General features: G+C 35.4%; 28 protein-coding genes, 1 other RNA gene and 1 riboswitch. Of the genes, 5 read left to right on the top strand and 24 right to left on the bottom strand.

What is annotated here, in order from left to right; all coding sequences use genetic code 11:
* Positions 1 to 437: 437 nt before the first annotated feature.
* A complete protein-coding gene (locus ACZDYH_RS10675) occupies positions 438 to 1,601 on the top strand; it encodes a DUF418 domain-containing protein (RefSeq protein WP_434713929.1) in 1,164 nt (387 codons plus the stop codon).
* 15 nt (positions 1,602 to 1,616) lie between these two features.
* Here ACZDYH_RS10675 and pbuX read toward each other — a convergent pair whose 3' ends face one another.
* The 13 genes from pbuX to ACZDYH_RS10610 form a co-directional block, all read right to left on the bottom strand.
* Positions 1,617 to 2,939 carry a xanthine permease PbuX gene (pbuX, locus tag ACZDYH_RS10670; RefSeq protein WP_000809224.1) on the bottom strand — a complete coding sequence of 441 codons (1,323 nt, stop codon included), beginning with the start codon at positions 2,937 to 2,939 and terminating at the stop codon, positions 1,617 to 1,619.
* Positions 2,940 to 2,942: 3 nt separating this feature from the next.
* Positions 2,943 to 3,536, bottom strand: a complete 594-nt coding sequence (locus ACZDYH_RS10665) for a xanthine phosphoribosyltransferase (protein ID WP_000866483.1) — start codon at positions 3,534 to 3,536, stop codon at positions 2,943 to 2,945.
* A 108-nt stretch (positions 3,537 to 3,644) separates the two neighbouring features.
* Positions 3,645 to 3,746: riboswitch (purine riboswitch) on the bottom strand.
* Positions 3,747 to 3,862: 116 nt separating this feature from the next.
* A complete protein-coding gene (locus ACZDYH_RS10660) occupies positions 3,863 to 4,609 on the bottom strand; it encodes a type I methionyl aminopeptidase (protein WP_000022487.1) in 747 nt (248 codons plus the stop codon).
* A gap of 138 nt (positions 4,610 to 4,747) precedes the next feature.
* Entirely contained in the window at positions 4,748 to 5,221 is a 474-nt protein-coding gene (locus ACZDYH_RS10655; protein WP_017657091.1) for a GNAT family N-acetyltransferase, read from the bottom strand.
* 47 nt (positions 5,222 to 5,268) lie between these two features.
* Complete coding sequence (gene ypwA, locus ACZDYH_RS10650; protein ID WP_410990351.1) at positions 5,269 to 6,786, bottom strand: carboxypeptidase; 1,518 nt, start codon at positions 6,784 to 6,786, stop codon at positions 5,269 to 5,271.
* A 101-nt stretch (positions 6,787 to 6,887) separates the two neighbouring features.
* Positions 6,888 to 8,825, bottom strand: a complete 1,938-nt coding sequence (locus ACZDYH_RS10645; protein ID WP_000493709.1) for an ATP-dependent DNA helicase — start codon at positions 8,823 to 8,825, stop codon at positions 6,888 to 6,890.
* Positions 8,826 to 8,964: 139 nt separating this feature from the next.
* Positions 8,965 to 9,147 carry a DUF3921 domain-containing protein gene (locus ACZDYH_RS10640; protein WP_000368570.1) on the bottom strand — a complete coding sequence of 61 codons (183 nt, stop codon included), beginning with the start codon at positions 9,145 to 9,147 and terminating at the stop codon, positions 8,965 to 8,967.
* A gap of 61 nt (positions 9,148 to 9,208) precedes the next feature.
* Entirely contained in the window at positions 9,209 to 10,348 is a 1,140-nt protein-coding gene (locus ACZDYH_RS10635) for a THUMP domain-containing class I SAM-dependent RNA methyltransferase (RefSeq protein WP_000521224.1), read from the bottom strand.
* 180 nt (positions 10,349 to 10,528) lie between these two features.
* Positions 10,529 to 10,919: RNase P RNA component class B (rnpB, locus tag ACZDYH_RS10630), an RNA gene on the bottom strand.
* Positions 10,920 to 11,005: 86 nt separating this feature from the next.
* Entirely contained in the window at positions 11,006 to 11,341 is a 336-nt protein-coding gene (gpsB, locus tag ACZDYH_RS10625; protein ID WP_000622431.1) for a cell division regulator GpsB, read from the bottom strand.
* Between the two features lie 97 nt (positions 11,342 to 11,438).
* The gene (locus tag ACZDYH_RS10620; protein ID WP_000862908.1) at positions 11,439 to 11,993 is read right to left on the bottom strand and encodes an SLOG family protein; all 555 of its coding nucleotides are present in this window, start codon (positions 11,991 to 11,993) and stop codon (positions 11,439 to 11,441) included.
* 56 nt (positions 11,994 to 12,049) lie between these two features.
* Positions 12,050 to 12,478: a CotD family spore coat protein gene (locus tag ACZDYH_RS10615; RefSeq protein WP_000546270.1), complete on the bottom strand. Its 429-nt coding sequence runs from the start codon at positions 12,476 to 12,478 to the stop codon at positions 12,050 to 12,052.
* 155 nt (positions 12,479 to 12,633) lie between these two features.
* Positions 12,634 to 13,158 carry a YppG family protein gene (locus ACZDYH_RS10610; RefSeq protein ID WP_006924368.1) on the bottom strand — a complete coding sequence of 175 codons (525 nt, stop codon included), beginning with the start codon at positions 13,156 to 13,158 and terminating at the stop codon, positions 12,634 to 12,636.
* 177 nt (positions 13,159 to 13,335) lie between these two features.
* On the opposite strand from ACZDYH_RS10610, the gene ACZDYH_RS10605 reads away from it, so the two are divergent.
* A complete protein-coding gene (locus tag ACZDYH_RS10605) occupies positions 13,336 to 13,527 on the top strand; it encodes a YppF family protein (protein ID WP_000242652.1) in 192 nt (63 codons plus the stop codon).
* Between the two features lie 26 nt (positions 13,528 to 13,553).
* Here ACZDYH_RS10605 and ACZDYH_RS10600 read toward each other — a convergent pair whose 3' ends face one another.
* Both ACZDYH_RS10600 and ACZDYH_RS10595 read right to left on the bottom strand, forming a co-directional pair.
* Positions 13,554 to 13,898, bottom strand: a complete 345-nt coding sequence (locus tag ACZDYH_RS10600; protein WP_000786939.1) for a YppE family protein — start codon at positions 13,896 to 13,898, stop codon at positions 13,554 to 13,556.
* A 15-nt stretch (positions 13,899 to 13,913) separates the two neighbouring features.
* A complete protein-coding gene (locus ACZDYH_RS10595; RefSeq protein ID WP_001252036.1) occupies positions 13,914 to 14,156 on the bottom strand; it encodes a hypothetical protein in 243 nt (80 codons plus the stop codon).
* 85 nt (positions 14,157 to 14,241) lie between these two features.
* Here ACZDYH_RS10595 and ACZDYH_RS10590 point away from each other — a divergent pair, with 85 nt between their 5' ends.
* On the top strand, positions 14,242 to 14,421 hold the full coding sequence (locus tag ACZDYH_RS10590) for a hypothetical protein (RefSeq protein ID WP_001987054.1): 180 nt from the start codon (positions 14,242 to 14,244) through the stop codon (positions 14,419 to 14,421).
* 151 nt (positions 14,422 to 14,572) lie between these two features.
* On the opposite strand, the gene ACZDYH_RS10585 is transcribed toward ACZDYH_RS10590, so the two are convergent.
* Entirely contained in the window at positions 14,573 to 15,598 is a 1,026-nt protein-coding gene (locus ACZDYH_RS10585; protein WP_434713922.1) for a DUF2515 domain-containing protein, read from the bottom strand.
* A gap of 103 nt (positions 15,599 to 15,701) precedes the next feature.
* On the opposite strand from ACZDYH_RS10585, the gene recU reads away from it, so the two are divergent.
* On the top strand, positions 15,702 to 16,304 hold the full coding sequence (gene recU, locus ACZDYH_RS10580; RefSeq protein ID WP_000155598.1) for a Holliday junction resolvase RecU: 603 nt from the start codon (positions 15,702 to 15,704) through the stop codon (positions 16,302 to 16,304).
* A 66-nt stretch (positions 16,305 to 16,370) separates the two neighbouring features.
* The gene (locus tag ACZDYH_RS10575; RefSeq protein ID WP_474886299.1) at positions 16,371 to 19,067 is read left to right on the top strand and encodes a PBP1A family penicillin-binding protein; all 2,697 of its coding nucleotides are present in this window, start codon (positions 16,371 to 16,373) and stop codon (positions 19,065 to 19,067) included.
* Between the two features lie 26 nt (positions 19,068 to 19,093).
* On the opposite strand, the gene ACZDYH_RS10570 is transcribed toward ACZDYH_RS10575, so the two are convergent.
* The 8 genes from ACZDYH_RS10570 to panD all read right to left on the bottom strand — a co-directional run bounded on the left by ACZDYH_RS10570 (position 19,094) and on the right by panD (position 26,564).
* Positions 19,094 to 19,612 carry a YpoC family protein gene (locus ACZDYH_RS10570; RefSeq protein ID WP_000442652.1) on the bottom strand — a complete coding sequence of 173 codons (519 nt, stop codon included), beginning with the start codon at positions 19,610 to 19,612 and terminating at the stop codon, positions 19,094 to 19,096.
* A gap of 3 nt (positions 19,613 to 19,615) precedes the next feature.
* Positions 19,616 to 20,263, bottom strand: coding sequence for an endonuclease III (gene nth / locus ACZDYH_RS10565; RefSeq protein WP_000933034.1), 648 nt, complete (start codon positions 20,261 to 20,263; stop codon positions 19,616 to 19,618).
* A 15-nt stretch (positions 20,264 to 20,278) separates the two neighbouring features.
* The gene (gene dnaD / locus ACZDYH_RS10560; protein ID WP_000728552.1) at positions 20,279 to 20,986 is read right to left on the bottom strand and encodes a DNA replication protein DnaD; all 708 of its coding nucleotides are present in this window, start codon (positions 20,984 to 20,986) and stop codon (positions 20,279 to 20,281) included.
* A 120-nt stretch (positions 20,987 to 21,106) separates the two neighbouring features.
* Positions 21,107 to 22,294, bottom strand: coding sequence for an aspartate transaminase AspB (gene aspB / locus ACZDYH_RS10555; protein WP_000761571.1), 1,188 nt, complete (start codon positions 22,292 to 22,294; stop codon positions 21,107 to 21,109).
* An 18-nt stretch (positions 22,295 to 22,312) separates the two neighbouring features.
* Positions 22,313 to 22,816, bottom strand: a complete 504-nt coding sequence (locus ACZDYH_RS10550) for a cell wall elongation regulator TseB-like domain-containing protein (RefSeq protein WP_000758739.1) — start codon at positions 22,814 to 22,816, stop codon at positions 22,313 to 22,315.
* 7 nt (positions 22,817 to 22,823) lie between these two features.
* Positions 22,824 to 22,994 (bottom strand): YpmA family protein, encoded by a 171-nt coding sequence (locus ACZDYH_RS10545; RefSeq protein ID WP_000358352.1) that lies wholly within the window; start codon positions 22,992 to 22,994, stop codon positions 22,824 to 22,826.
* A 250-nt stretch (positions 22,995 to 23,244) separates the two neighbouring features.
* A complete protein-coding gene (gene dinG, locus ACZDYH_RS10540) occupies positions 23,245 to 26,049 on the bottom strand; it encodes an ATP-dependent DNA helicase DinG (RefSeq protein ID WP_000044960.1) in 2,805 nt (934 codons plus the stop codon).
* 131 nt (positions 26,050 to 26,180) lie between these two features.
* Complete coding sequence (gene panD / locus ACZDYH_RS10535; protein ID WP_000490184.1) at positions 26,181 to 26,564, bottom strand: aspartate 1-decarboxylase; 384 nt, start codon at positions 26,562 to 26,564, stop codon at positions 26,181 to 26,183.
* Between the last annotated feature and the right edge of the window lie 3 nt (positions 26,565 to 26,567).

Genomic DNA, 26,567 nt, shown 5'->3' with positions numbered 1-26,567 from the left:
CTAAATTTTCAGCATATTCTCATTAAAAATAAAAAATCCCTTTCATTCTTTTTACAAATGAAAGGGATTTTATGTCATATCACTCATTTTGCTGTTCCTACTCCATTTAAAACATACTTCGCAATAACTGCATATACAGCGACTGTACCTGCTACTAATGCATATACCATACTTACGCACCAACCTTTTTGATAATGATTATCACTTTTGAATACAGTTTATCATTAAAGAGAATCATTATCAACACTTTTCATAAAGAAAGCTCCTTATAAGAAGGAGCTTTACTGCCTGTTTTGAAAAAGGTTAAAACTTGTTGTGCACTCTTATTATATCTCATCCTACATAACTTAACAGTTTAAAAAAATGGAAATATCCCCTATCCCCTCCACCTTACATTTCGTATAATAAAAGGGAATTACTTAACAAGGAGGAAAAAAATGACACAAAATCTCACACAAGGCGAGAGGATACACTCCATTGATATTATTAGAGGAATAGCTGTACTAGGTATTTTTCTTGTGAATTGGCCTGTTATCGCCGGGGTTGACTCACGTGATCTTTCAGGAATTTACGAAGGGATAGACAGCTACATTCGCCTATTTTACGATATGTTTATTCAAACGAAATTTTATACAATTTTTTCGTTTTTATTCGGATTAGGTTTTTATATTTTTATGAGTCGTGCTGAAGCGAAAACAGATCATCCAAAAATTTTATTTGTTCGCCGCTTACTTATTTTATTATTATTCGGTTTCTTACATTACGTTCTTTTATGGGACGGAGACATTTTACATACTTATGCAATTGCTGGATTTTTCTTATTTTTATTTTATAAGAGAGAACCTCGTACTATTTTAATATGGGCTATCGTTTTATTGAGTATTTTTCAATTCATTATGCTAATGGCTGGTATTACGGTTGCATTGGTACCAAAGGAAGAGCTAGGTTTTTCCTTACCTATCATGCCATTAGAAGACTGGCTGTCACAAATACAAAATCGTTTCCATGCATTTTACGCTGATGGAATTGGATTAAATTTACTTATGCTCCCAGAAACAGTTGGGCTGTTTTTACTTGGTTTATACGCCGGCAAAAAGGATATTTTCCGCCGCGCGAAAGAGTTAGATCCAAAGCTTAAAAAATGGCAAATTATTATGTTCCTTTTTACATTACCAATGTGGTTCTTCATGGTTCGTTACTTCTTATCAAAACCATTTTATGAACCAATTTATATGCAGGTCTTTACAATGTTTAGCGGAAAAACGTTATTCATATTCTACATTTTCACACTAATGCGTTTATTACAAAAAGAAAAATGGCAAACGTTATTACGTCCATTCCAATACGTTGGACGAATGGCATTAACAAATTACATCTCGCATACAATTGTTACATTACTTGTATTTGGTCTATTTCTTAAAAATTATTATCCTGCTCCATTATGGGTTGGACCAATATTCTGCATTAGTTTCTACACGTTACAAATCTTTATTAGCCGCTGGTGGCTTTCACAGTACCAATACGGGCCACTTGAGTACATTTGGCGTCTTGGTACTTACGGGAAAATGATGCCACTTAAAAAGAAAAGCAAGGTCTCGTAACGAGACCTTGCTTTTTTACGCTTCTCTTACTGCATTTTGCATAGATACTGGCTCTTCTTCTACTTTCACTTTGCGCTGCGGCACCATATTAAATACGATATTTAAAAGTACTGCTGACGCACTTCCAAGTACAATTCCGTTATCTGTTAAAATACGAATGCTTTCTGGAAGTTGTGAAAATAATGTAGGAACGACTGTTACGCCAAGCCCAATTCCGACAGAACATGCAACGATTAATAAGTTTTCTTGTCTTCCGAAGTCAACGCTACTTAACATTTTAATACCATATGCCATAACCATACCGAACATCGCTAACATCGCACCGCCCAGTACTGATTTCGGAATAATTGTTGTAATAGCTGCGATTTTAGGAATGAAACCAAGTACGATTAACATACCACCGCAAGTATAAATAATAACGCGATTTCTTACTCCAGTTAATTGAACAAGTCCTACGTTTTGAGAGTATGTTGTATATGGGAACGCGTTGAAAATGCCACCTAACACCATCGCTAATCCTTCTGCGCGATAGCCTTTTGTTAATTCTTTTTCACCGATTTTTTTATTGCAAATATCAGATAATGCAAAGTATACACCCGTTGCTTCTACAATCCCTACACAAGCAACGAGAATCATCGTAATAATTGGTGTTAATTCAAATGTTGGTGTACCAAAGTAAAATGGTTGAATACCGTGGAACCAATCCGCCTCTCCAACCGCTTGCAAACTTACTTTCCCCATAAACGCTGCAACGATAGTACCGAACAATAGACCTAGTAAAATAGAGATTGAACGAATAAATCCATCAAAGAAACGATACATAATGATGATAAATAATAACACACCAAATGCTAATGCTAAATTTTCAAGACTACCGAAATCCTTACTTCCTACTCCTCCAGCCATATCATTAATTGCTGCTGGAACAAGTGTAACTCCAATTACAGTAACAACAGATCCTGTTACAACAGGTGGAAACAGTTTTACAAGTTTTCCAAATAATTTCGCAAAAATAACAACGAATAACCCAGCAGCAATAATTGCTCCATAAATTGAAGACACACCGTATTGTTTTCCAATCGCAATCATCGGTCCAACGGCTGTAAATGTACAACCAAGTACAACGGGAAGTCCTATACCGAAAAAGCGATTTGATAATGCTTGTAAAATTGTCGCAACGCCGCACATTAATAAATCAATTGAGACTAAATATGTTAACTCTTTTTGATTTAAACCAAGTCCACCGCCCACAATAAGCGGAACGATAATTGCTCCAGCATACATTGCAAGCATATGCTGCATACCAAGCGATGCAATTTTAAATGGATGCTGCTTCATCGTTTATTTCACCTCCGCAGTTTCTTGCTGTACAAATGTAACTGTGCCGTTATCAAGTGATGCAATTTCTGCTAGTGATTCAACACGAACGCCTTGTTCACGAAGCTTCTTTCCTCCATCTTGAAATGCTTTTTCAATAACAATTCCAATTCCTGCAATACTCGCTCCAGCTTGCTCTACTAAACTCATTAAACCTAAAGCAGCCTGACCGTTTGCTAAAAAGTCATCGATGATTAATACACGATCATTTTCATCGATATGATTTCGAGATAATGAAATTTCATTTGTTTCTTGTTTTGTAAATGAATATACGTTTGCAACGTACATATTATCTTGTAACGTTAACGATTTACGTTTTCGTGCAAAAATTACTTTTACACCAAGCTCTAATGCAGCCATAACTGCTGGTGCAATGCCTGAAGATTCAATCGTCACGATTTTTGTAATGTTCTCTTCTTTAAAACGTTTAGCAAATTCTTTTCCGATTTCTTGCATAAGTACTGGATCAATTTGATGATTTAAAAAAGCATCTACCTTTAATACGTCACCAGATAAAACCTTTCCTTCGTTCAAAATCTTTTCTTGTAATACTTTCATGTTTGTTCCCCCTCTTATGCAATAAAAAAACTCCAAAAGCCACCACCACTCGTTACAAGTGAGAGACGCGCTTTTTGAGTTTCGCAAAAAAAGAATGCTAAACAAGCAATTATATTCGTCCTCACTCATAGTCAAAGTATTTACGGTACTTCGGTAGAAACTTGCAGGCCATATCCCCGCGATTATATGAGTGTAGCTAACTATTTATTTTATAGAAGGATTATAACGTACTTTTTATGCTTTGAAAAGCATTTATCGAAAAAACACGTACAAATTTTTAAAAACTACTATTTTTGTTCGAGTTTTGCAAACTCTTTCATTTCCAATTACAACTTCGTTAAAATGATTGGCCCATCTTTTGTAATCGCAATTGTATGCTCATATTGAGCTGATAATTTCCCGTCCATCGTTCGTGCAGTCCACCCATTTAAATCTACTTTAGAATATCGCATACCTATATTTACAATCGGTTCAATTGTAATTACCATTCCTTCTTGTAACTGAGGTCCTTGTCCTTGTTTCCCAAAATGAAAAATTGCTGGTTCTTCATGAATCTCTTTACCGATTCCATGCCCCGTAAAGTCTCTTGCAACAGAAAAACCTTCATTTGTTACATAACTTTCAATTGCATAGCCAATATCTCCTACATGATTACCAATTACCGCCTGGTCAATTCCTTTATACAAAGCATTCTCAGCTACTAACAACAACTTTTCTGCTTCATCAGAAACTTTTCCAACTCTATACGTCCAAGCAGAATCTGAAAGACCCCCATTTAAGTTTACTACCGTGTCAATTGTTACAATATCACCCTCAGTTAAAGGAACATCGGCCGGAAACGCATGACACATTTCATCGTTTACAGATGCACATATCGCATATGGATATCCGTTGTACCCTTTCTGCTCAGACGTTGCACCATGCTGTTCTAAATATGCTTCAACAAACGTATTAATTTCTTTTGTAGTAATACCTGGTTTCATCATCTTCGCAATTTCTCTATGACATGAAGCAAGTAATTTTCCAGATTCATGCATTAACTCTATTTCATTTTTCGTTTTAATTATACTCATGCTGTCTCTCCTTACTAAACTTGCTATTTACTATTAAACTTCAATCATACACATCCTCTTCCAAAATTTCAAAACTTCCAATTACAAAAAGTATGATTTATTTCTGCATAAAAAAACAGAAGGAGATTCTTCTGTTTTTTAATCATTTTTACATATATAATTCATTTTCAAAAACTCAAAACAACTACCATTTGTTTTCTGTATAAACGTTCCAACTACTTCAAATCCTGCCCTTTTATACACTTTAATCGCTCTCTCATTAAATATAGCTACTGATAGTGTTATATACTTGCATCCATATTTTTCTTTACTAAAAGCTAGTATAGCGTTTAAGAACTGTAAACCAAATCCGTTCCCAGTTATATTAGGTCTCATTCCAAGACCAATATCAACCGTTCCGTCATTTATTTTACAAACAGTAAAATAACCAATGAGAGTGCCATTTTCCTTCACAGAAAATGTATGATTCCCTCTACTTTCATCATGTAAAAATTCAGCTAAATCTTCTTCATCTGCCTCTATATCGTAAAAGGAATAGTTCCCTTCATAATGCCAGTTGTATGCAATTTCTTCTGCTTCTTCTTGCGTCATTACTGTATATGTATAGTCCATTCTCCCATCCCCCTTTAAAAAAGAGCTGCAATTAAGCAGCTCTTTTTTTACAACTCATAAATCTCTTTATATTTCGCTTCTAAATAATCGGCTAAGTAGTTTGCATTTAAGCCTTCACCTGTTACATCTTCTAAAATTTCAAGCGGCTTTTTCGTTTTACCATATTGGTGAATATGTTCTGTTAACCATTCACGAATCGGTGTTACGTTTCCTTCTTCTAATAATGCATCAAAGTTCGGAATGTCTTTTAACATTCTTTGCTTAAATTGCGCTGCATACATGTAACCAAGCGCATAAGATGGGAAGTATCCAAATGAGCCACCAGCCCAGTGAACATCTTGCAATACACCTTGTGCATCATTTTCCGGACGAATTCCTAAATATGCTTCCATCTTATCATTCCAAGCTGCTGGTAAGTCCTTCACTTGTAATGTACCATCAAATAATTCTTTCTCTAATTCATAACGCACCATAACATGAAGCGGGTATGTAAGCTCATCTGCTTCTATACGAATGAATGACGGCTTCGATTCGTTAATTGCATCATAAAATTCATCGACTGACATATCATCAAATTGACCATTGCTATACTCTTTTAATAAATCATAATTTTTCTTCCAGAATGATTTATTACGGCCGATAAAGTTCTCAAAGAATAATGATTGTGATTCGTGAATACCCATAGATGTACCACTGCAAAGTGGTGTACCTTCAAATTGTTCTGCAATATTTTGTTCATATACTGCATGACCACATTCATGAATCGTTCCAAAAACAGCCATACGAAAATCTTTTTCATCATAGCGTGTCGTAATACGAACATCCCCTCTATTTAATGTAATTTCGAAAGGATGCACTGTTTCATCAAGACGACCTGCTTCAAAGTCATAATTCAATTGCTTTAATAGTTCTAATGTAAAGTTCTTTTGTTTTTCTTTTGAAAATTGTTCCGATAAAGCACTTGTTTTTAATCCTTTTTTAGACTCAGAGATTTCTTTTACAAGCGGCACGATGCGCTCACGAAGTTGACCAAATACGTGATCTAAAACTTCTACTGTAATACCTGGCTCATACATGTCTAATAATGTATTATATTTATATATTTCATAACCCCAATATGTAATAAATTTCTTTTTAAATTCAACAATTTTTTCTAAGTATGGGCGGAACATTTCGAAATCAGATTTTTCACGAGCTTCTTCCCACACACTCTCTGCTTTCGCTTCTAATTTCACATAAGCCTCATATTCAGCTTGTGGAATTTTTTTATTTCTATCATATTCTTTCCGACACTCTTCAACCATTTTCTTCGTTGTTTCAGAAAGTTTATCTTCACGTATTAAAGCTTCAAGCTCTGTTAAATAGTTTCCCATCTCATCTGAAGTCGACATAGCAAACACTTCTGACGAAAGCATACCAATTACTTCTGAACGCTGATCTACACCTTTTTTTGGTGCACCTGTTCTTAAATCCCAAAACATTAAACTTAATGCTTCTCCGTAATTTTGTATCTTCTTCACGTATGTTAAAAATTGTTTTTCTACTTCATATGTAGCAACTGTCATCGTATAAAAGCCTCCTTTTTCTACCTCAAATTTAATTCGACACAGAAACATAAATTCCTTTTATAATAGAAAAAAAGCTTGGCAAGCGCCAAGCTTTCTCCTTATAATTCTTTACCTTCTACTGGCAGTACATTTTTCACAGCTGCAACTACTTTCTCATCTTCTGAATCAGATAAGAAAATTGATATAGCACCTTTATCTTCACTTGTACGAATTAAACGCCCAATTCCTTGACGAAGTCGTAAAATCATATATGGTACATCTACATCCCAGAATGGATCATTTACGTGCTTACGTTTCGCTTCAAACACAGGATCGTTTGGAGGGAATGGTAAAGACCAAATAATAACGTGCGATAATGATGAACCAGGAATATCTAAACCTTCCCATAAATGAACCGCACAAAGTACAGTCTCTTCTTCATTTTGGAAACGAGAAACGAGCTGGCTAATTTCCTGATCTCCTTCATATAAGAACGGAACCGACATTTGCTCTTTACTTACATACTCTTTGAACGCTGCAAGCTCTTGCGTTGTACGGAATAATACAAGCGTACGTCCATTTGTTTTTTGTATATTTTCAAGTGTATATTGACACTTTCTTTCCCATTCATTTTCTTTCGTATGTGATAGTAAGTTTACTGTCATTTGCTCTTCGTAATCAAACGGTGAAGCAACTGAGAATGACAAGTAATCTTTTACCCCTAGGCTATTAGCTGTGAAAGCGAATGAATCGTTGTTCGATAATGTCGCAGAAGAGAAAATATACGGTATTTTCTTCGAGAATACTTTCTCTTGTAACACTTCTTCAACTGCACGCGGCATAATAACTAACGTGAAGGCACCATCACCTTCTTCACCCCAAGTAATTACATTTTTCTCGTGCATGAACAGACGAAGTGAATGTTCTAATACATCTAAATGCTCATCAACAATATTTAAATCATACGTGTTTACTGTATGCATTTCACTTTCGAATACTAATGCATCTCCAACTTCACCGATTTTTGCATAAAGTCGTTTCGCTTCAGCTGTTACTTTTTCTGTCACAGTAATTTCTAGACGATCAGAACCGGCAATTTCCTTTTTATTCTCTTGTAACACATCAAAGAATCGTTCAGTTTGCCAAATTGTTTCTTCTACTAAATGTGCAAACTCCTCACGAATATCGTTTTGTAGCAATCTCGTTAATAGTTGCTCCATCATCGTTTGCTTTAAACGGTATGTTAAAGCTTTTTGAGCTGCATATTCTACAAGATGTCCTTCATCGAATACAACGCAGCTACTTTCTGGTAATAATGGAATTTGCCCTTCACGCTTACGAGCATCGTACGTCCAAATATGATCCATATAGAAATCTTGAGAACAAATAATTAAATCTGCTGCTTTACGATAATGTTCACGAGAAAGAGTTTGTCCACAACGATGACGAGAATCACAAGTAAAGCAATCTTGGAAGTAATCCCAATTTACTTTTGACCATTCTTCGTCATTTAAAAGTGGAAATTCTTTTCTGTCACCATAGTGAGTAAAGTTTTGCATCGTACCATGATCGAATACAAACTGTGGTAACTCGTAATATACGTCTTCAATTACTTCTGGAGCTCGTCCACTCATAACATCTTCAAGTTTACGTAAGCATAAATAATTATCCATTGATTTTGCAAGCCTTACATCAACAGATAGCCCTAATGCTTCAGATAACTTAGCGATGTCCCCTTCTTCTTTCACAAGCTGCTCAATTAACGTTTCATCTGCACAAGCAATAATAGCTGGTTTCCCAGTATAACGCGCGTAACAAATTGCATATAGAAGATATACAATTGTTTTCCCTGTTCCTACACCAGCTTCTGCGAACATAACTTTCTTTTCTTGGAAAGCGCGTTCTAACTGAAACGCCATAAAAATTTGTTCATCACGCTCTTCAAAGCCTTTTTCCGGAAGGATGTCGTAAAACACATCTCCAATCCACTCATTCAACTTATCATAAAAATTATCTTGTTTTCCTACTTCAAATGGTAATCTCTTCTCAGTAAACATCCTTAGCCTCCAACCAAAAAGTTTTTCTATAAAAAGATAATAGCAACTGCTACGCATATGTGTGCAGCCACTTTCCCCTGTTGCAATACATAGAAATTCACGAAAAAAAATTTTCCTTTCGAAAAAGGAAAATTTTCTTCTATATTAATGACTTTAAATACCGTTTATCAATCGCTGTTTCATGTGAAAGAGCTGACAAATATTCTTCTTGTGCTTTTTGTATTTCATCTACAATCGCACCTTGACTATCCACTTCTTTTCCGAGCTCATCATACGTACGGTGAATAGCTTTTTGAATCATTGATAATTGAAAATTATCCATATGACTTCCTCCTTTACGCATTACATAATAGCCAGTATATGCGCGCTAGAGGAGTTTTATACTATGAATTACGCGGTGGACGTTTTCCGAAGTATTGGTAGTAATCTGTACGGATAAATCCGTTAAACAGCTTACGCTTCTTCGACGCATCTTTTCCGTAACACTTCTCAAATGCTTCGTAGCTTGTTAATACATACGCTGACCATGTATCTAATGGGCGGAATACTTGTCCCATTTCTTTATACAGTTGTTCAACGAGTGCTTTTTCACTTAAACGTTCTCCGTATGGAGGATTCGTTACAACGTAGCCATAATCCTCTTTTGTTGTGAAATCTTTTACTTGCATTTGTTTAAATGTAATTAAATCGCCTAAGCCTACTTCTTCTGCGTTATCTTGAGCAACTCGAATCATACGATGATCAATATCTGATCCAATAATTTGTAATCGTTGATCATAGTTCGCTAAATCTTCAGCTTCTTGACGAGCTTCACGCCAGTTTTGTTTACCTACCCAGCCCCACTCGTCAGATGCGAAACCACGGTTAAATCCTGGTGCAATGTTTTGTCCAATTAATGCTGCTTCAATCGGAATTGTACCTGATCCACAGAATGGATCAACAAATGGACGATCTGGCTTCCAGTTTGTTAATTTAATTAAAGACGCAGCTAATGTTTCTTTTAACGGAGCTTCCCCTTGATCCATACGGTATCCACGTTTATGAAGCCCAACACCGCTCGCATCAATTGTTAATGTTGCAATATCCTTGAGCATTGCAATCTCGATACGGAATAACGGACCATCTTCTTCAAACCAAGTTGTACGTTTATATGTTGTTTTTAATTTTTCAACGACAGCTTTTTTAACGATACGTTGGCAATCCGAAACACTGAATAATTCAGATTTTAAAGATTTACCGATAACAGGGAATTCACCATTCTCTGGAATATAATCTCCCCAGTTTAATGCTTTCGTTTTTTCAAATAGCTCATCAAATGTCGTTGCTTTAAATTCGCCAACTTTAATTTTTACACGGTCCGCAGTACGTAACCATAAGTTCGTACGACAAATCGCCTTTTCATCTGCTTCAAATGTTACTTTGCTGTTTTCTACTTGACATTCATAACCAAGATCGCGAACTTCTCGGGCAACTAACGCTTCAATACCCATTGCCGCTGTTGCAATTAAAGTAACTTTTCCCATTTGCATTCACCTCTTATGTATATTCAAACAATAATTAATAGCAATTGGTCCTATTAATTATTACATTTTACGAAAAATTTTCTCATTAACCATTTTAACTCATACTTTATAACTTCATACAAATAAAAAGCCCTCCTCTAACAAAGGAGAGCTGAGTTATTTCATAGTTGGTTCATAACGTTCTGTAAGCCATGTTCTGTTCCTTTGTACTACAAACGGCCCACGCCTCGTACTCCGGTGGCAATCATCTATCTACAGGTTATAAAACCTGTCCTTTCCCGTCGTTCATTTCCTTGGAAAAGATTCCCCTACCATTATTTGGGTTTCTCGCTCGTGGGGTTTACCTCGTTCCACTCCTATCATTTCTTCAAGGACTTCGTCACTGTGGCACTTTAAAGGTAGTCAAACCATATCCGAAAGGACTTAGGTTTTTTCCCTGCCGTTAAACCAGCCTTACAGCCAGAATACCCTAGCTTATGAATTGGCTAGGCACGAACACTACAGCCATCTCAGGCCGTGCGAGCATGGACTTTCCTCTACAACGTTGGCGTTGCAGCGATTACCCAAACGTTATGACATCCATTAGTATAGTGGAAACAAAAAGATTTTGCAACGTTTTTTTCTATGTAAAATGCTTAAAACTTTTCCCACCTTACATCATTCGTATAACTTACTTCCAAATACAGCTTTTTCTAAGTTAGATAAGCGTTTTAAAATATCCGTATTCGTGTTGTTATAAACCGGTTGTGCAACTGGTGTTTGTACAGGTTGTTGTGGAACTTGCGTTACTGCTAGTTTTTGTTCCTCTAATTCACGCTTTAAACGAGCATTTTGTTGCTTTAATTGCTCAAACTCTTTGTGGAAAGCTTCATAGTCTTTAATGATCATATCAAGAAACTTGTCTACTTCTTCTTGCTGATAACCTCTCATACCTGTTTTAAATTCTTTTTCTAAAATATCTTTCGCTGTTAATTTAATTTTATCCGAAATCATTTTCTTCACCTCAAATTTTTACCAAAACTTTCATTAACTAAATTTTTTCAGAAACAATGCTTTTTGTCAATCATATATACGAGTACTATATTACATATTACTCTGCATTATTCCACTGTTCCTCTTCTATTATATCTTGTAAATCAGAAAAAAGAATGAAATAACTGTGATAATTTTCTATTTCCCCTTTTTTCTTTGCTGATTCTACAATATATTTGGGACTTCCTGGTTTTTCTTCATCGTATACCGCTAAAAGCGCATCACTTTTTTCAATAAAAAATTGATTTTTTAATTTAAATTGCTCTGGGCTTTCATACTTCCGTTTCGTGATACTATCAACATGGTCTGCTTGAGAAAGAATAAATTCGTAATATTCACGATTATCTTCTTTCCAATTTTCTTCTTGTTCTAAAAACGGAGTGAATACCGCTAATTTTAAATCAGGATATTCTACTTGCATTTCAAAAACAACTTCAGCAGCCCATAATTCTACACCTAATTGGCCGCTTATTATAACCCATTCTAAACCATCTTCTACAAAAGTGATTAATTTACGGTGTAATGCTTTCTTTATACACTCCACTCCTGGATGATCATTTTTAAATATTCCAAGTTCAAATGGCTTATATCCTGTTACTGCAATAACTTTCATATCAACACTCCAATTACAAAAAAAGAACTAGCATTTCGCTAGTTCTAACATATCATTTACTTTTTAAATATTCCACCAACGTTTGGTCCGATATTTGGACCTACTGGTGATACATTGTTTGGTAAAAACGGTGATACATTTGGTCCTGGTCCAAACGGTGATACATTCGGTCCTGGCCCAAATGGAGATATTTGATGACCGTGGTGATGATGATGATGACCATGGCCACACGGTCCACATCCGCCACCGAATCCTGGGTCGATTGGGTCCACAACATTTACATTTGAATTTGTTTGCGGGAAGAAGTTTTGGTTTTTAATTTGTTGATGATGTACATGTGTTGTATGTGTTGGGAAAATGTGTGGCACCACCGTTGTTGAAAAAGAGTGTGTTACGCATTGTTTCGTCGGATGAATGACAGGAGCAGTCGTACAAATAGGTCCTGTAGGCTTATGCCCTCCAAAGCAAGGATGACAATGATGCATAGTTTTTTCTCTCCTCTCTCGTTAAAAAAATCTGATTACACTTTACAGTATGAGAAAAGAGAGAAAGCCGTTTGTTATATATACCCATTTATTACAAGGAAATTTGTCTAGTCCTTTATTTCATTTACATTGTTTTTATAGACAATCCTTCAACATCACTTACCAAAAAAGCCTCCAACTTGCTTTACAATACCTGTCACTTGATTCATCGCATTCATCATTTGTCCAGCTGTATTCATCATTTTATTTACATCATAGTTACCATCTGATGTTTTAAATTGAGAAACAAAACTAGAAAACTGACTTGGCTGTTGTTGCTTTTGCTTACCCTGCGTCGGGTACGGTTGTTTTGGTGGATAAAACATCGCTTGTTGATTAGCATACGGAGATGGTGGTGGCATATAATATTGCGAATTCATATAAGGCTGCTGCTGTGGTTGATTCATGTATGGTTGCTGAGCTTGTGATTGTTGAGCTTGATTCACATAAGGTTGCTGCTGTTGTGGTTGTTGAGCTTGATTCATAAAGGACACTTCAAACGGTTGATAATAATTTTGATTTCCATAATAAGGCTCGAAAGGATACATATTATACCGTAAATATGTATCCGTATTATATTGGTACATATTTTGCTGTGCATATGGATTCGTTTGCTGATATAAGTTAGGTTGTTGAAACATGCATTCTCTCCTCCTTCACATAAGTTTCTACATATATAATATGTACCTATAAAATAATATGTGTGATGGAGTATCTGTCTATTTTTGTCGGAAGTTTAAATTTTTAAAAAATTAAAAAAGAAAACCCTTCCATGCTATGATAATGAAGAAGAAGATTCTCATGGGGGAGGAATCAACATGGTATTAGGGGATTTAAAACAAGCGTTTTCTCAAAAAAAGGGGTATTGCACAGAGAATGCAAATGAATTATTAGACTTTGCGAGACATTGGTATCTCGAAGGAAAAATATGCATATCAGATTATCGAACATTAATAAAAGAATTAGAAATAAACGGCGCAACAAAACCTACAACAATGACAGAAGCATAAAAATAACAAGAGGGCTCTCCCTCTTGTTATTTACATTGCTCAACTATATTTTGCAAAGTATACGAAATGGCTTGGTGTGTTTCAAAGAATCGTTTACCTTTACCTTTATTTACAAAGCATTGCAACACATTCGTTTGTAAATTATCATATACTTGATCAATTTGCTGTACATGTATATATTTTGGCTTTTCTTCTTTAATCCACTTATAAGCTAATTCTTTCCACTTCTTTAATTCCTCATCTACCATATCTACAAACGGTTTCATATCCTTATAAAAGTCGTATTCGGTTAGTTCTCTCTTTTTTACATTCGCTTCATTATTATACTGCATGAGTTTTTCTGAAGACTGTATTAATGCTTCATTCTTCATTTCTTTCCCACCTTATTATGCACTCACTACGACGTTTTGAAATGTCTTTACCCAATTCCCTTTCTCTTCGTGATGCACTAATTTATTTTCCATATGTTCAATATGCATTTCTGTTATTTCTATCTTATTGCATATTTTTTCACTCGCATCCTTTAATGCATGATTCATTCTAATCCCTATATTCATTTCCAGCAAATCGAGAGAACTTAACATTTGATCCATTTTTTTCATTACATCTTCCTTCTGAACCATCGCCATATACAAAACGCCTCCTTCTTTGCTTTTCCTTTGTCATGTAATTTCGCCGAATGATTCACCACTCCTGCCCACATGACAAAACTAGTTGTTATTCGTCAAAGAAATCATTTCGTATGTCATTTATAGAAATGGTAACAATACAAAAAGGAGGTGTATTACAATGGCAAAGAACAAAAATGAAAAAAAGAAAAACCAAAACAAACAACAAAATAAACCCGAGACTGGCAATCCAAAGCTAGATGGTCCAAACTTCCCTGCTACATAAAGCGAGACTTTATTACGAACAGTTAAATTTCAAGTCACCCTTAATCTCCTACTAGCATTGCGTTTTGAGATTAAAGTTGTAGCACACATAGCAGGATTGTTTCAAATTAAGAAGTCCCGTCTTCAAAATGGAAGACGGGACTTCTTTTTTATTATATCATGAACTCATCCATCCTTTTAGCAAAACGATTTGCGATAGATAGCCTATAGATTTGTTCTCTCTTTCTTCTATACCATTCTGTTATATTAACTTCCCCTTTAGGTTCTTCAGGTACAAATAGCACATTCATTTTCATATTTGCACAAAACCAATCTCTCATTTTTATTTCTTCATGTAAAATAACAGGATAAATATCTCTAAGTGTTGGCGTATAAGACTTTCGAGTTTCCTTTGCGTAAACTTCATAATCTTCTCTAGACCCAGTATGTGTAGTTTGCAATGCAAACTTATAAAACGAACCATTATAAATTGGATGAAACAATAACCATGCTAATTTTTTTCCTAGTTCTATGCGCTGTTGTAACGTTTCAAATTGATAAACCGAAAATCCATACATTCTCCCTTCAATTGTTGGGAAGATAACTGCACTAATATGAAGTCTTTCTTGTACTTTAAAAAGTGCAGTATGGAATACATGTTTTTTAAAATATGTGTTCTCAATGACTGGTTTTTGAATTTTATTTTGTTCATTTATAATAAGCGCTGTCATAAGCCTATTCATATCTCTTCTTTCCCAGAAAAGTAACCATTCTTTTTCCATAAAAATTGATACGTTGAAATATTGCAACAAATGAAAGAGAGGTGCACGTCTCTTCTTACTTTCCTCATACAATAATAGCTGAGGAAATGCATCTAAAAAAATAATCCAATTAGCCTGTTCGTACAGAATAAATAAATGTTTTTTTATCGTTCTAGGTAAAACAGTAGCATAATATCTCCCTTCTAAATCAGTCATATTCCAGCCCGCATTTCTCGAAACCATACTCGCTAAAAAGGCCCACCTGATTTCACTATTTCTTAAATAATATTCTTGATAAGATTGTGTCCGAGAAATATTGTCCACATTAGCTATTTCTGTTTTCTTTTTAATATTGTGAATGATTGCTTTTTCTTCCTCTGTACAAAAATTTTTTTCTCGATTTTGTTTCATTTTCATATAATCATTCCATGTAAACATAAATAAGTCATCATACCTTTCATCAAAAAGGTCACATCTTTTTTCATTTTTTGATATAATCACCTTTGTAAGTAATTCTTAGCAAGTTGGGGGTGGACACACTATGACCATTCGTTACCCAAATGGAAAAAGGTATAATCAAGCTTCACAACCTCAAAAAACACCTATAAAAACACATACTTATAGTAATAGAGGTATGTCCCTTGAAGAGGAATTGAATGAAACAAATCAATATTACTTAACCCATAATATTGCATGTGTACATAAAAAGCCTACACCTCTTCAAATTGTAAAAGTAGATTACCCCGCTCGAAGTGCTGCAGTGGTAAAAGAAGCGTATTTTAAACAACCTTCTACAACAGATTACAACGGTGTATACAAAGGGAAATACATCGATTTTGAAGCAAAGGAAACAAAAAATAAAACTAGTTTCCCACTTCAAAACTTCCACCTTCATCAAATTGAACATATGAAGCAAGTGGTTGCTCATAATGGAATTGCATTTGTTATTATTAAATTTACACTTTTTGATGAATTTTATTTACTAGATGCAAAACATATTATTGCATTTTGGAATCGTCAAAATACTGGTGGACGCAAGTCGATTACGAAAGAAGAAATAGAAGAGCATGGATCCTTATTATCATGCGGTTATCACCCTCGGATTGACTATATCCGTGTACTAGACATGGTTTATTTTTCGTGATAGAGTCATCACTAAGGCTCTTTTTTCGACTTTTGGGGGAGAGAATGAAAGGTAGGAGAAAGTATAATGTCAGATAATTATCGTTCTCGTACAGAACGAAATCATGTGAAAAATCAAGAGAAAAAAACACATAAAGAAGAAAAACCAAAGAAAAAAGGCTCCTTTTTCAAGAAATTTCTTATAGGTTGTCTACTTCTTGGTATCGTTGGTCTTGTAGCCGGCGTTTCCGCTTTCTTTGTTATGGTAAAGGATGCTCCAAAATTAGACAAAGCCAAACTTGTTAATCCTTTATCAACAAAGTTTCTTGATAAAAACGGGAATTTCTTCTATGAATACGGTGCTGAAAAACGAACACACGTTACTTATGATCAAATTCCAAAAGTAGTTGAAAATGCATTCCTTGCAACTGAGGATTCGCGTTTCTATGATCATAATGGAATTGATTTTAAACGAACTACAAAAGCAGTTATGGAAAATGTCACTGGTGGTTTCGGTTCCCAAGGTGGTAGTACGATTACACAGCAAGTCGTTAAAAACTACTTTCTAACGATGGACAAAACTGCTAAAAGAAAAGTACAAGAATGGTACTTATCTTACAAATTAGAGCAACAATACTCTAAACATGAGATTTTAGAAATGTACTTAAATAAGATTAATTTAGGTAACCGTTCATACGGTATTGCGACAGCAGCGCAAAAATATTATGGTAAAGATTTAAAAGACTTGCAATTACATGAAGCTGCTATGCTCGCTGGTTTACCCCAAGGTCCAAACATTTATGATCCAACAAAAAAGGAAAATGTTGAACGAGCAACAAATCGTCGTAATGTCGTATTATCATTAATGAATCGACATGGTTATATAACAAAAGAAGAAATGAATAACGCCGTTAAGATTCCAGTAACCGAGGGCCTTCAACCGTCTTCAGAAGTAACTGAGATGAAGTATCAAGCATTTTTAGATGCGGTTGTAAAAGAAGTTGAAAAAGAATATCCTGATGTAAATATCGGTTCAGATGGTTTAACGATTCATACAACACTTGATCAAGATGCTCAAGATTACGCCGACAAAATTATGGATGGCAATCTTATTAAGTATCCGGACGATCAATTCCAAGGGTCATTCGTATTTATGGATACACAGTCTGGAGAAGTTCGAGCAATTGGTGCTGGACGTAAAGAAAGTAAGTCTACTTTCAAAGGTCATAATATGGCAACTGATTTAAAACGCCAAGTTGGTTCAACAATGAAACCAATTTTCGACTACGGTCCGGCAATTGAAAATTTACAATGGTCTACATACCATCAATTAAACGACTCAGAGTATACGTATTCCAATGGTAAGAAAATACAAAATGCAACAAAGAGTTACAAAGGTGACGTTTCACTACGTGAAGCTTTGAAAAAGTCATTAAACATTCCAGCTTTAAAGACAGCACAAACAGTTGGTCTTAATAAGTCAAAAGAATTTGCTGAAGGTTTAGGCATGACCTTTAAAGAAGGAAAAGTCTACGAATCAACAGCAATCGGTAGTAACGATAGTTCTCCATTAGAAGTAGCAGGTGCATATGCAACCTTTGGTAATAGTGGTAACTATAATAAACCACACTTCGTAAAAGAAGTAACCTTCCCGGACGGGAAAAAGAAAAGCTTTAAACCGAAAGAACATCGCGCAATGCAAGACTATACAGCTTATATGGTTACTGACGTTCTTCGTGACGTAGTAAAACCTGGTTCTGGTGGTACAGGTCCAACAGCATACGTTTCAGGTGTTGACGTAGCAGGTAAAACAGGAACACAAAACTTTGATGAATCAGTTCTTCAAAAATATGACATCCCAGCTGATGCAAACAGAGATAGCTGGTTTGCTGGATATACGCCACAATACACAATGGCTGTTTGGACCGGTTACGAAAAAGATGGTCCAAAAAATTATGTTAGCGATCGCTCCACTAGAATTGCACAGCAAATGTTCCAAGTAATGATGAGCAAATTCGCTACAGATAAATCACGCTTTGAACGTCCTTCTTCTGTACAAGAAATAAACGGAGAGTTATACGTAAAAGGTGCGAAAAAAGATGCAATTAAACAAATTAAAGTAGATGCCCCTAGTGGTCTGAATGTCACTTTTGATGGCGCTAGCACAGTTACACTAAACTGGTCTGGACCAGCAGAAGTTGATGCATATGCAGCCAGCTATAAAGCAACTGACGGTTCAAGTGGTAGCCTATCAATAAGTGGTACGACAGCTACTCTTGGTGGTATTAAACCAGGTGTTACTTACAGCTTCTCTGTAGTAGCGAAAAAAGGTACTGGCACAAGCCCAGCAGTTGGTGCATCCTTCACTGCGCCTGGCGGAACTCCAGATGCAAAAAAAGCTGAAGAAGAGGCTAAGAAAAAGGCCGATGAAGAAGCTAAGAAAAAAGCTGATGAGGAAGCCCAGAAAAAGGCTAATGAAGATAAAGTAAAACAAGACGAAGCTAAGAAAAAGGCTGAAGAAGAGGCTAAGAAACAACAAGAACAACAGCAAGAACAACAACGTAAACAGCAAGAAGAAGCTCAAAAGAAAGCTGATGAGGAAGCTAGAAGGAAAGCTGAAGAAGAAGCTAAGAAAAAAGCTGAAGAAGAAGCTAAGAAGAAAGCTGAAGAAGAGGCCAAGAAAAAAGCTGAAGAAGAGGCTAAGAAACAACAAGAACAGCAACACCAAAATCCCGGAGGAGAGACACCTCACGCAGACGGTGCTGTTGTTACAACAGAGTCCTAATATACAAAAAAAGAAGTCCGTTTCTCTTAACGAGAAGCGGACTTCTTTTTTGTTATCATTTTCTTTACATACAGCTTTTCTATTTCGATATACAACTGCGCTAATTGAATATAAGAATGATAATTACTCGGTTTCTTTATAATGAATGAATATCTTTCCATAAAATTAACAGGTTGCACTTTTAATTTATTCGTATTTATTTGCATTTCATTCAAACTATGAACAGGTTGTTCATTTAGCCAATAGACAACCGATAACAAGTGAGCTGCAAAAAGAATCATTGGTCCCTCAGCCTCTTGCTTATTTCTATTTCGAAACAGTATAGCAATGTCTTCATGCTTATTTTTCCATACATTCAACATCACTGGAATGCTGTTTTCAATTTCCTTCCATGGCTCATACTGTCTTTCAATATCAAATATAAAGTAAGTATTTTGTATTATCTCTTCAAAAGAATTGTCTGTATGATACTTAATTAAATTTACACTTTCTTTAAAAAATGGTAAACAGTGAAATTCTTTCGGTATTTCTATAACTCGTTCCATCCTTTATTTCACCTTCATTCGCTTCTTTCCTTCACGACATACTTCTAACAGTCTGCATTCCTCACATTGCGGTCGTTGTGCTTTACAATGATAACGTCCAAAGAAAATCATACGATGATGTGTAACTCCCCACTCATCCATTGGTACTTTCTTCATTAATGTTTTTTCTACTTCTAACACAGAGTCTTTCCATCTACACATAGCTAATCGTTTACTCACTCGCTCCACATGTGTATCAACAGCAATTGCCGGAATTCCAAACGCTACGGAAACTACAACATTCGCTGTTTTCCTTCCTACACCTGGTAATTTCGTAAGTTCATCTCGATCGTTCGGTACTTCTCCATTATAGTCATCTAATAACATTCGGCATAATTTTTGAATGTTTTTTGCTTTATTTCTATACAATCCGATAGAGCGTATATCTTGTTGTAATTCTTCTAGAGAAACACTTAAATAATCTTCTGGTGTTTTATATTTTTGAAATAAATTTCTTGTCACTTTATTTACAAGTACATCCGTACATTGTGCAGATAACGCCACCGCGATTACAAGTTCAAATGGATTATCATGAACCAATTCACAATGTGCTTCTGGATACATATCCGCCATTGTGTCTAAACAATAACGGATTTGCGTTTTGTTAAGCATATTTTTCCTCCTATATTACTGCTCCAACCAATTATAAAAAGGCACTTTTCCAGTAAATTTCGTCTCTTGTTTTGTCATTTGTTGTGCCCTTTGTTGATTCGCTCTAAATTTTTGACCTTGATTTTGAGCCTGATCTACCGTTTTAATTCCATTCTTTTTCCACTCAAATAAAATACGATCAATATATCGGAAATTTAGTTTTCCACTCATTACAGCTTCTCTAAGAGCCGCTTGAATTAAATTTGGATGATGTTGATCTTGGTCCTCCCACATCCCTAACGTTTCACATTCGAACGGCGAAAGTGGTCTTCCAAATTCTTTTTCAAATACTGTATATAAATTTACTTGTAGCTGTTTTTTTTCTTTTTGCTCTTCCTCTATTGATTCATCCATTAAGAAATGTAATATTTTTTCCCATAACGGTTGTAAAGAATAACTTTCGCACATCATCGCTTCTGATCTTTGTCCACCTTCTAGTGATAAAAAACCTTTTTGAATCAACGTCTGAATTACTTCCATACATTTCATTTCCGTTATCGTCATCCGTTCAGAAATCTCTGAAGGAGTCGGAAACGAATTACCTGATTCTAAAAATGTGTGTACATGAAGTACAACCATAAATTCCGTCTCATTTAAACCTAATTTTTTATAATGCATCATAAGCAATTTTGGAATTGCAATGCTTCCCTGCTCAAACCACTGTAACATCATTTTCTTTTTCATCACCAAACACCTCGCTCTCTAGTATAACACACCTTTAGCTATTTCTTTTTGCCACAATCCGTCAAAAAAACCTCCCCATTAATAGGGAGGTTTTTTATATTACATGAATGAAATATAAAATTAAGCTTGCACTTTACTTTTCATAAATGTATGGATGCGCTCTAATGCTTTCTCTACTTGTTCAAGAGATGTCGCATATGATAAACGAACATTATTTGGAGCACCAAATCCTGTACCTGGTACAAGAGCCACTTTTTCCTCTTCTAATAGAGCTTTTGCCCAATCATCAACTGTTGCATATCCTGATAAAGCTACAGCTTCTTTTACGTTAGGGAATAAGTAAAATGCCCCTTGCGGTTTAATACAAGTAAAGCCAGGGATTTGAATTAATTTATCATAAATGATGTTTAATCTCTCTTCAAAGGCTTGACGCATTGTTTCCACAGGTTCTTGTGAGCCTGCATATGCCGCAATTGCGCCGTATTGAGCGATTGAAGTAGGGTTTGACGTACTATGACTCGCTAAATTCGTCATTGCTTTAATAAGCTGCTTATTTCCTGCAGCATATCCAATACGCCATCCTGTCATAGAATGAGATTTAGATACACCATTAATAATAAGTGTTTGTTCTTTTAATGCATTAGAAAGCTGGGCAATTGAAGTATATTCTACGCCACCATAAATTAATTTTTCATAAATTTCATCAGAAACGATTAAAATATCATGTTCTAAACATACTTCTCCAAGCTGTTGTAATTCTTCTTTGCTATAAATCATTCCTGTTGGATTGCTCGGTGAATTAATAATAACTGCTTTCGTTTTCTCTGTAATTGCCTCACGCAGCTGCTTTGCTGTAATTTTGTACTCATTGTCTTCTAAACCTTCTACATAAACCGGCTTACCGCCAGCAAGCTTTACTTGCTCTGGATAGCTTACCCAGTAAGGAGTTGGGATGATAACTTCATCTCCCTCATCAAGTAATACTTGGAATAATGTATATAATGCATGCTTTGCACCATTACATACAATAATTTCAGATGGATCATACGCAATACCTTGATCGCGAGTAAATTTCTTCACAATTTCTTGTTTTAACGATTGTAATCCACCTGTTGGTGTATACTTCGTATGCCCTTCTAACATCGCTTTATGTGCAGCATCCATAATATGCTCTGGTGTATTAAAGTCAGGTTCCCCTGCCCCTAATCCAATTACATCATGACCCTCTGCTTTTAATGCTTGTGCCTTTGCTGTAATTTCTAAAGTTGAAGACGGTGTTAAAGCAGCTACTCGCTTTGCTAATTTCATTTGTAGTTCCCCCTACATCTATTTTTCAATGCTATATCGTCTTAAAAATTTTCCATCTTTAAATTCAAGATAGTAATAACTATAACGATTGTCATCATCAATATATGTAACTTCCCATAGTGGTACATCATTTTCAAAGCCTAATTTCACTTTCATAATCTCTTTCGGCTTACTTTTTGATTCCTTACTTTCATTGCCGACTTGCTCTATTGTTCTTTGTATAGCCTCTTTTTCAGAAATACCTTCGCTCTTTTTCCTTACTACAGTATCCCCTTTTTTCTCAGGCACCCAAACGATAAGTTGTTCTCCCTTTTCATCTGTACCTTGCACGACTATATATGCAGATTTTCCGTTGTAATAATCAACAGATTTCACCTTTGTAAGCTTTGCTTTTTCTTTAGCAATTTCTACAAATTTCGACTCTTTTGGAATTTTCTTTCCCATCGCTTTATTATAAACATACGCCCCATATATTCCGCTAGCAACGATAACAATAATGATTGCAAAGATCCACTTTTTCATTGTATCACTACGTTCTGTAAATCGTAAATACAGCTGTTTCTTTATCTTTTTCGTCTAATGCTAGTCCGAACATGAGGTCCTGCTCTTTTAACGTACGATTTAAACTATCAACAATTTTATACAAATCCGACGAATATTTAATACGCGTCGTTGATAGTACTTCGATTTTCTTATCCATGAAAAAACTCCTCCGTTACACAAAAATTTCTAATTATAGAAGAACGCAATGCGGTTACAATAAGAGTACATTCTTTACAACCCCTGCTTCATCACCCATCTATTATAGCAGGACATGTACAGCAAAAAAAGGTTTCAAGTCGAAAACCAACACATTTTGTATACAAGAAGTAAGAAAAATAAAATTCCTCCTACCCACATTTTTTACGCCTGAAGTTTATAAGTACTTCAGGCGTATTTTTCTTCCATTTTTATTCATTTGATGGTTCTTCTAATTGTACTAACAATTCTTCTAATGGTCCTTCATAAAGAGGTACGTTAGGAATCGATTGTAGAAATCGTTTTCCATAGGAAGAACTCGTCAAACGACGATCTAACACTACTACCGTTCCTGTATCTGTATTCGTTCGAATTAAGCGGCCGAATCCTTGTTTGAAACGTAATATTGCTTGTGGGAGCGCTAATTTAGCGAATACATCTTCACCTTGATTTTTTAGCCACTCACCTTTCGCTTCCATCATCGGCTGATGAGGAGGTGTAAATGGTAGACGGACTATAACAAGACAACTTAAGGCATCTCCAGGAATATCTATTCCTTCCCAGAAACTGCTCGTCCCTAATAAAATTGATTTGTCGAACTCTTGAAACTTTCGAATTAAGCGGCTTCGACTTCTATTATTCACACTTTGGGTGAGTAATAAATAACCCTCTAATTCATCATTATTTTTTAAATTCGCATACGCTTCTTTTAACATTTCATACGAAGTGAATAAAACGAGCATTCTGCCTTTTGTGGCTTTCGCTATCTTTGCAATATGTTCCGATATAGATTCAATATATCGCTCATTACTTACTTGCTTAATAAAAGGTACATCCGTTGACACCATTAATTTCATCTGTTCATCATAACGAAATGGCGACGGAACCTTTAAAGTATTTGGAGCGAAATCATGTAAACCAAGTTCCTCTTTTATATAATCAAACGTATCGTTAACTGTTAGTGTTGCGGATGTAAAAATAACACTCTTTTTTTCTGTTAAAAATTCATCAGCAAATCTTTCACCAATATGAACAGGCTGTGCATATAGAACTGTTGAATGAATCGTCCCTTTCGTTTCAGTCTCCATCCAAGTTACATACGAATTCTTTTCTAATACGAGTAACTGTAATGATTCTGCCATCTTTCTCAGCAACTCAATTAAATGCATAAATTCACCTGTTACAACATGCATCTCCCATTCTAACTTACTTTGCAATATATCCACTTGCTTCTCAAGAGCAGTTACTACCCTTCTTAATTCATATATAAAACGATTTGTTAATTCGACGATACTATCCCACAACTTACCTTTTTCTAGTTCTGCGTTATACCTATAGATGAGCGGCATATTATTCGTTCCTTGCTCTTGCTTTGTTTGTTTAAATATAAAAGTACGTAACATTTGGAAGAGTTCATCCGCATCAAACTTAAGTTCCTTCAAACTATAACTTATCATACGGAAAGTTGAACGAGATGCTTGCTCTGATTTTTTCATCATTTTATATACTTTGGAGAGTACATCTTCTGTTTCTAGTGTCCCAAGACGAGATATAACCAATTGAAAATACATACAAGAGAACTGTTCACCCAATGTTCTACTCGCGGCTTCTTCAATATGGTGAGCTTCATCAAAAATAATATGTTCGCATGAAGCAAACAACGGTTCTTCACTTGAAAAATCTTGAAATAATAACGCATGATTTGTAATAACGATATCTGCAAATAAAGCTTTATTCTTCGCTCGCTGGTAAAAACAACGACTAAACCAATTACTTTGCATACCGCCTGGACTATACGCATCGCTACAAATACGATTCCAAAGTAACTTTCCGCCCTCAGGAATATTTAATTCGTCTCGATCACCTGTTTCAGTTTGCAATAGCCAAACTAAAATCTTCGCCTTTGTAAGTGCCATATCATAATTTTTTTCTTCCTCTTGCAAAGCATACTCAAATTTATGTAAGCATAAATAATGCTTTCTTCCTTTTAGAAGAGCTACCTCAAATGAAAATGGCATTATTTTTTGTAATAACGGAATTTCTTTTTCTAATATTTGTTGTTGGAGTTGTACCGTTTGTGTACTTATAATGACAGGTTCTTCTTTTCTCTTTGCAAAATAAAGACTAGGAAGCAAATAAGCGAGAGTCTTTCCTGTTCCTGTACCGGCTTCAATTAGTGAAAAACGAGAATCTCTTAACGCCGTATATATCTCTTTCATCATCAGTTGTTGACTTTCTCTTCTTTCAAACTTTGGCATATGTGATTCCAATTTATCCATCGTTTTATTCAAGAAAGCATCAAACTTTGATGAACACGTTTCTCCAAGGTTTAAGGAATAGTTCCGCTTTTTCAGCGCAATATTTCGATGTATTTCATACTCCGCTATATCTTCTTTACCGTGCATTACTTTCTTTAAAATATTTTCAGAAAGCACATCAGCTATATCGCTTTGGAACACATCACTTAATTCATAAAGCGATTGCAACGTGACAAGTGGTAACTTTTCAATTTCATTTAAAAATTGTAAAAATAATTCCGCTGTTGCAAGAGCATCACTATCCGCACGATGTGGTTGATCGTGCTCTAGTTCATGCTTCTTAGCTAAATCACGTAATTTATAACTATCGGCTGTCGGCAAAAGAATTTGAGCCAATTCAACCGTGTCGATTTTCGGACAATGTATTTCTGTATATCCAGCTTGCCTTAATTCTTCATTTAAAAAATTCCAATCAAAGTGAACATTATGCGCAACGAAAGCCGCACCTTGTAATAGCTCAACAATCATCGGGGCTACATCTTGAAATAACGGGGCTTGTTTTACAAGACTTTCATCAATCCCTGTTAATTCTGTAATAAATGGTGGGATCTCTCTCTTTGGATTAACAAAAGACGAAAAAATCTCCAATATCTCTCCATCTTCTACTACAACAGCTGCAATTTGGGTAATTTTATCCTTCCCATCTTTCCAGGAGTTCCCTGTCGTCTCTAAATCAACAACGACATAACGCTTACTCATATATGTAACACCTCAATTTCTTACCTTTCAAACAACAATAATTTATATAATGTTACTATACCACGTTTTATCTCATCTTAATGAAAAGATGCACAAAAAAGCTATCTCCGCAATGGAGATAGCCTTTCTACTTATAATATCGTACCCGCTTTTTCAGCACCTAACATTTCAATAATTTGATTATTATCGTCTAGTACTGCAATTTTTGGTTCTTGTGTATGAATCTCTTCTTCCGTAACTAGCCCATAACAAATAATAATTACTTTGTCCCCTGGTTGTACAAGTCTTGCCGCAGCACCGTTTAAACAAACAACACCACTACCGCGTTCCCCTTTAATAACGTATGTCTCTAAGCGAGCACCATTATTATTATTTACAATTTGGACTTTTTCGTTTTCTACAATATTTACTGCATCCATTAAGTCTTCATCAATTGTAATACTACCTACATAATTTAAATTTGCCTCCGTTACAGTTGCACGATGTAACTTTGCTCTCATCATTGTGCGAAACATAGA

The organism is Bacillus sp. EB V-12 (assembly GCF_056158125.1).
This window is presented reverse-complemented; position numbering and strand designations above follow the sequence as displayed.

Excerpts from the sequence above, each read along its gene's own strand:
- ACZDYH_RS10675 (WP_434713929.1), top strand. The coding sequence starts at position 438 with ATGACACAAAATCTCACACAAGGCGAGAGGATACACTCCATTGATATT.
- pbuX (WP_000809224.1), bottom strand. The coding sequence starts at position 2,939 with ATGAAGCAGCATCCATTTAAAATTGCATCGCTTGGTATGCAGCATATG.
- ACZDYH_RS10665 (WP_000866483.1), bottom strand. The coding sequence starts at position 3,536 with ATGAAAGTATTACAAGAAAAGATTTTGAACGAAGGAAAGGTTTTATCT.
- ACZDYH_RS10660 (WP_000022487.1), bottom strand. The coding sequence starts at position 4,609 with ATGAGTATAATTAAAACGAAAAATGAAATAGAGTTAATGCATGAATCT.
- ACZDYH_RS10655 (WP_017657091.1), bottom strand. The coding sequence starts at position 5,221 with ATGGACTATACATATACAGTAATGACGCAAGAAGAAGCAGAAGAAATT.
- ypwA (WP_410990351.1), bottom strand. The coding sequence starts at position 6,786 with ATGACAGTTGCTACATATGAAGTAGAAAAACAATTTTTAACATACGTG.
- ACZDYH_RS10645 (WP_000493709.1), bottom strand. The coding sequence starts at position 8,825 with ATGTTTACTGAGAAGAGATTACCATTTGAAGTAGGAAAACAAGATAAT.
- ACZDYH_RS10640 (WP_000368570.1), bottom strand. The coding sequence starts at position 9,147 with ATGGATAATTTTCAATTATCAATGATTCAAAAAGCTATTCACCGTACG.
- ACZDYH_RS10635 (WP_000521224.1), bottom strand. The coding sequence starts at position 10,348 with ATGGGAAAAGTTACTTTAATTGCAACAGCGGCAATGGGTATTGAAGCG.
- gpsB (WP_000622431.1), bottom strand. The coding sequence starts at position 11,341 with ATGATTTCGGATAAAATTAAATTAACAGCGAAAGATATTTTAGAAAAA.
- ACZDYH_RS10620 (WP_000862908.1), bottom strand. The coding sequence starts at position 11,993 with ATGAAAGTTATTGCAGTAACAGGATATAAGCCATTTGAACTTGGAATA.
- ACZDYH_RS10615 (WP_000546270.1), bottom strand. The coding sequence starts at position 12,478 with ATGCATCATTGTCATCCTTGCTTTGGAGGGCATAAGCCTACAGGACCT.
- ACZDYH_RS10610 (WP_006924368.1), bottom strand. The coding sequence starts at position 13,158 with ATGTTTCAACAACCTAACTTATATCAGCAAACGAATCCATATGCACAG.
- ACZDYH_RS10605 (WP_000242652.1), top strand. The coding sequence starts at position 13,336 with ATGGTATTAGGGGATTTAAAACAAGCGTTTTCTCAAAAAAAGGGGTAT.
- ACZDYH_RS10600 (WP_000786939.1), bottom strand. The coding sequence starts at position 13,898 with ATGAAGAATGAAGCATTAATACAGTCTTCAGAAAAACTCATGCAGTAT.
- ACZDYH_RS10595 (WP_001252036.1), bottom strand. The coding sequence starts at position 14,156 with ATGGCGATGGTTCAGAAGGAAGATGTAATGAAAAAAATGGATCAAATG.
- ACZDYH_RS10585 (WP_434713922.1), bottom strand. The coding sequence starts at position 15,598 with ATGTTTACATGGAATGATTATATGAAAATGAAACAAAATCGAGAAAAA.
- recU (WP_000155598.1), top strand. The coding sequence starts at position 15,702 with ATGACCATTCGTTACCCAAATGGAAAAAGGTATAATCAAGCTTCACAA.
- ACZDYH_RS10575 (WP_474886299.1), top strand. The coding sequence starts at position 16,371 with ATGTCAGATAATTATCGTTCTCGTACAGAACGAAATCATGTGAAAAAT.
- ACZDYH_RS10570 (WP_000442652.1), bottom strand. The coding sequence starts at position 19,612 with ATGGAACGAGTTATAGAAATACCGAAAGAATTTCACTGTTTACCATTT.
- nth (WP_000933034.1), bottom strand. The coding sequence starts at position 20,263 with ATGCTTAACAAAACGCAAATCCGTTATTGTTTAGACACAATGGCGGAT.
- dnaD (WP_000728552.1), bottom strand. The coding sequence starts at position 20,986 with ATGAAAAAGAAAATGATGTTACAGTGGTTTGAGCAGGGAAGCATTGCA.
- aspB (WP_000761571.1), bottom strand. The coding sequence starts at position 22,294 with ATGAAATTAGCAAAGCGAGTAGCTGCTTTAACACCGTCTTCAACTTTA.
- ACZDYH_RS10550 (WP_000758739.1), bottom strand. The coding sequence starts at position 22,816 with ATGAAAAAGTGGATCTTTGCAATCATTATTGTTATCGTTGCTAGCGGA.
- ACZDYH_RS10545 (WP_000358352.1), bottom strand. The coding sequence starts at position 22,994 with ATGGATAAGAAAATCGAAGTACTATCAACGACGCGTATTAAATATTCG.
- dinG (WP_000044960.1), bottom strand. The coding sequence starts at position 26,049 with ATGAGTAAGCGTTATGTCGTTGTTGATTTAGAGACGACAGGGAACTCC.
- panD (WP_000490184.1), bottom strand. The coding sequence starts at position 26,564 with ATGTTTCGCACAATGATGAGAGCAAAGTTACATCGTGCAACTGTAACG.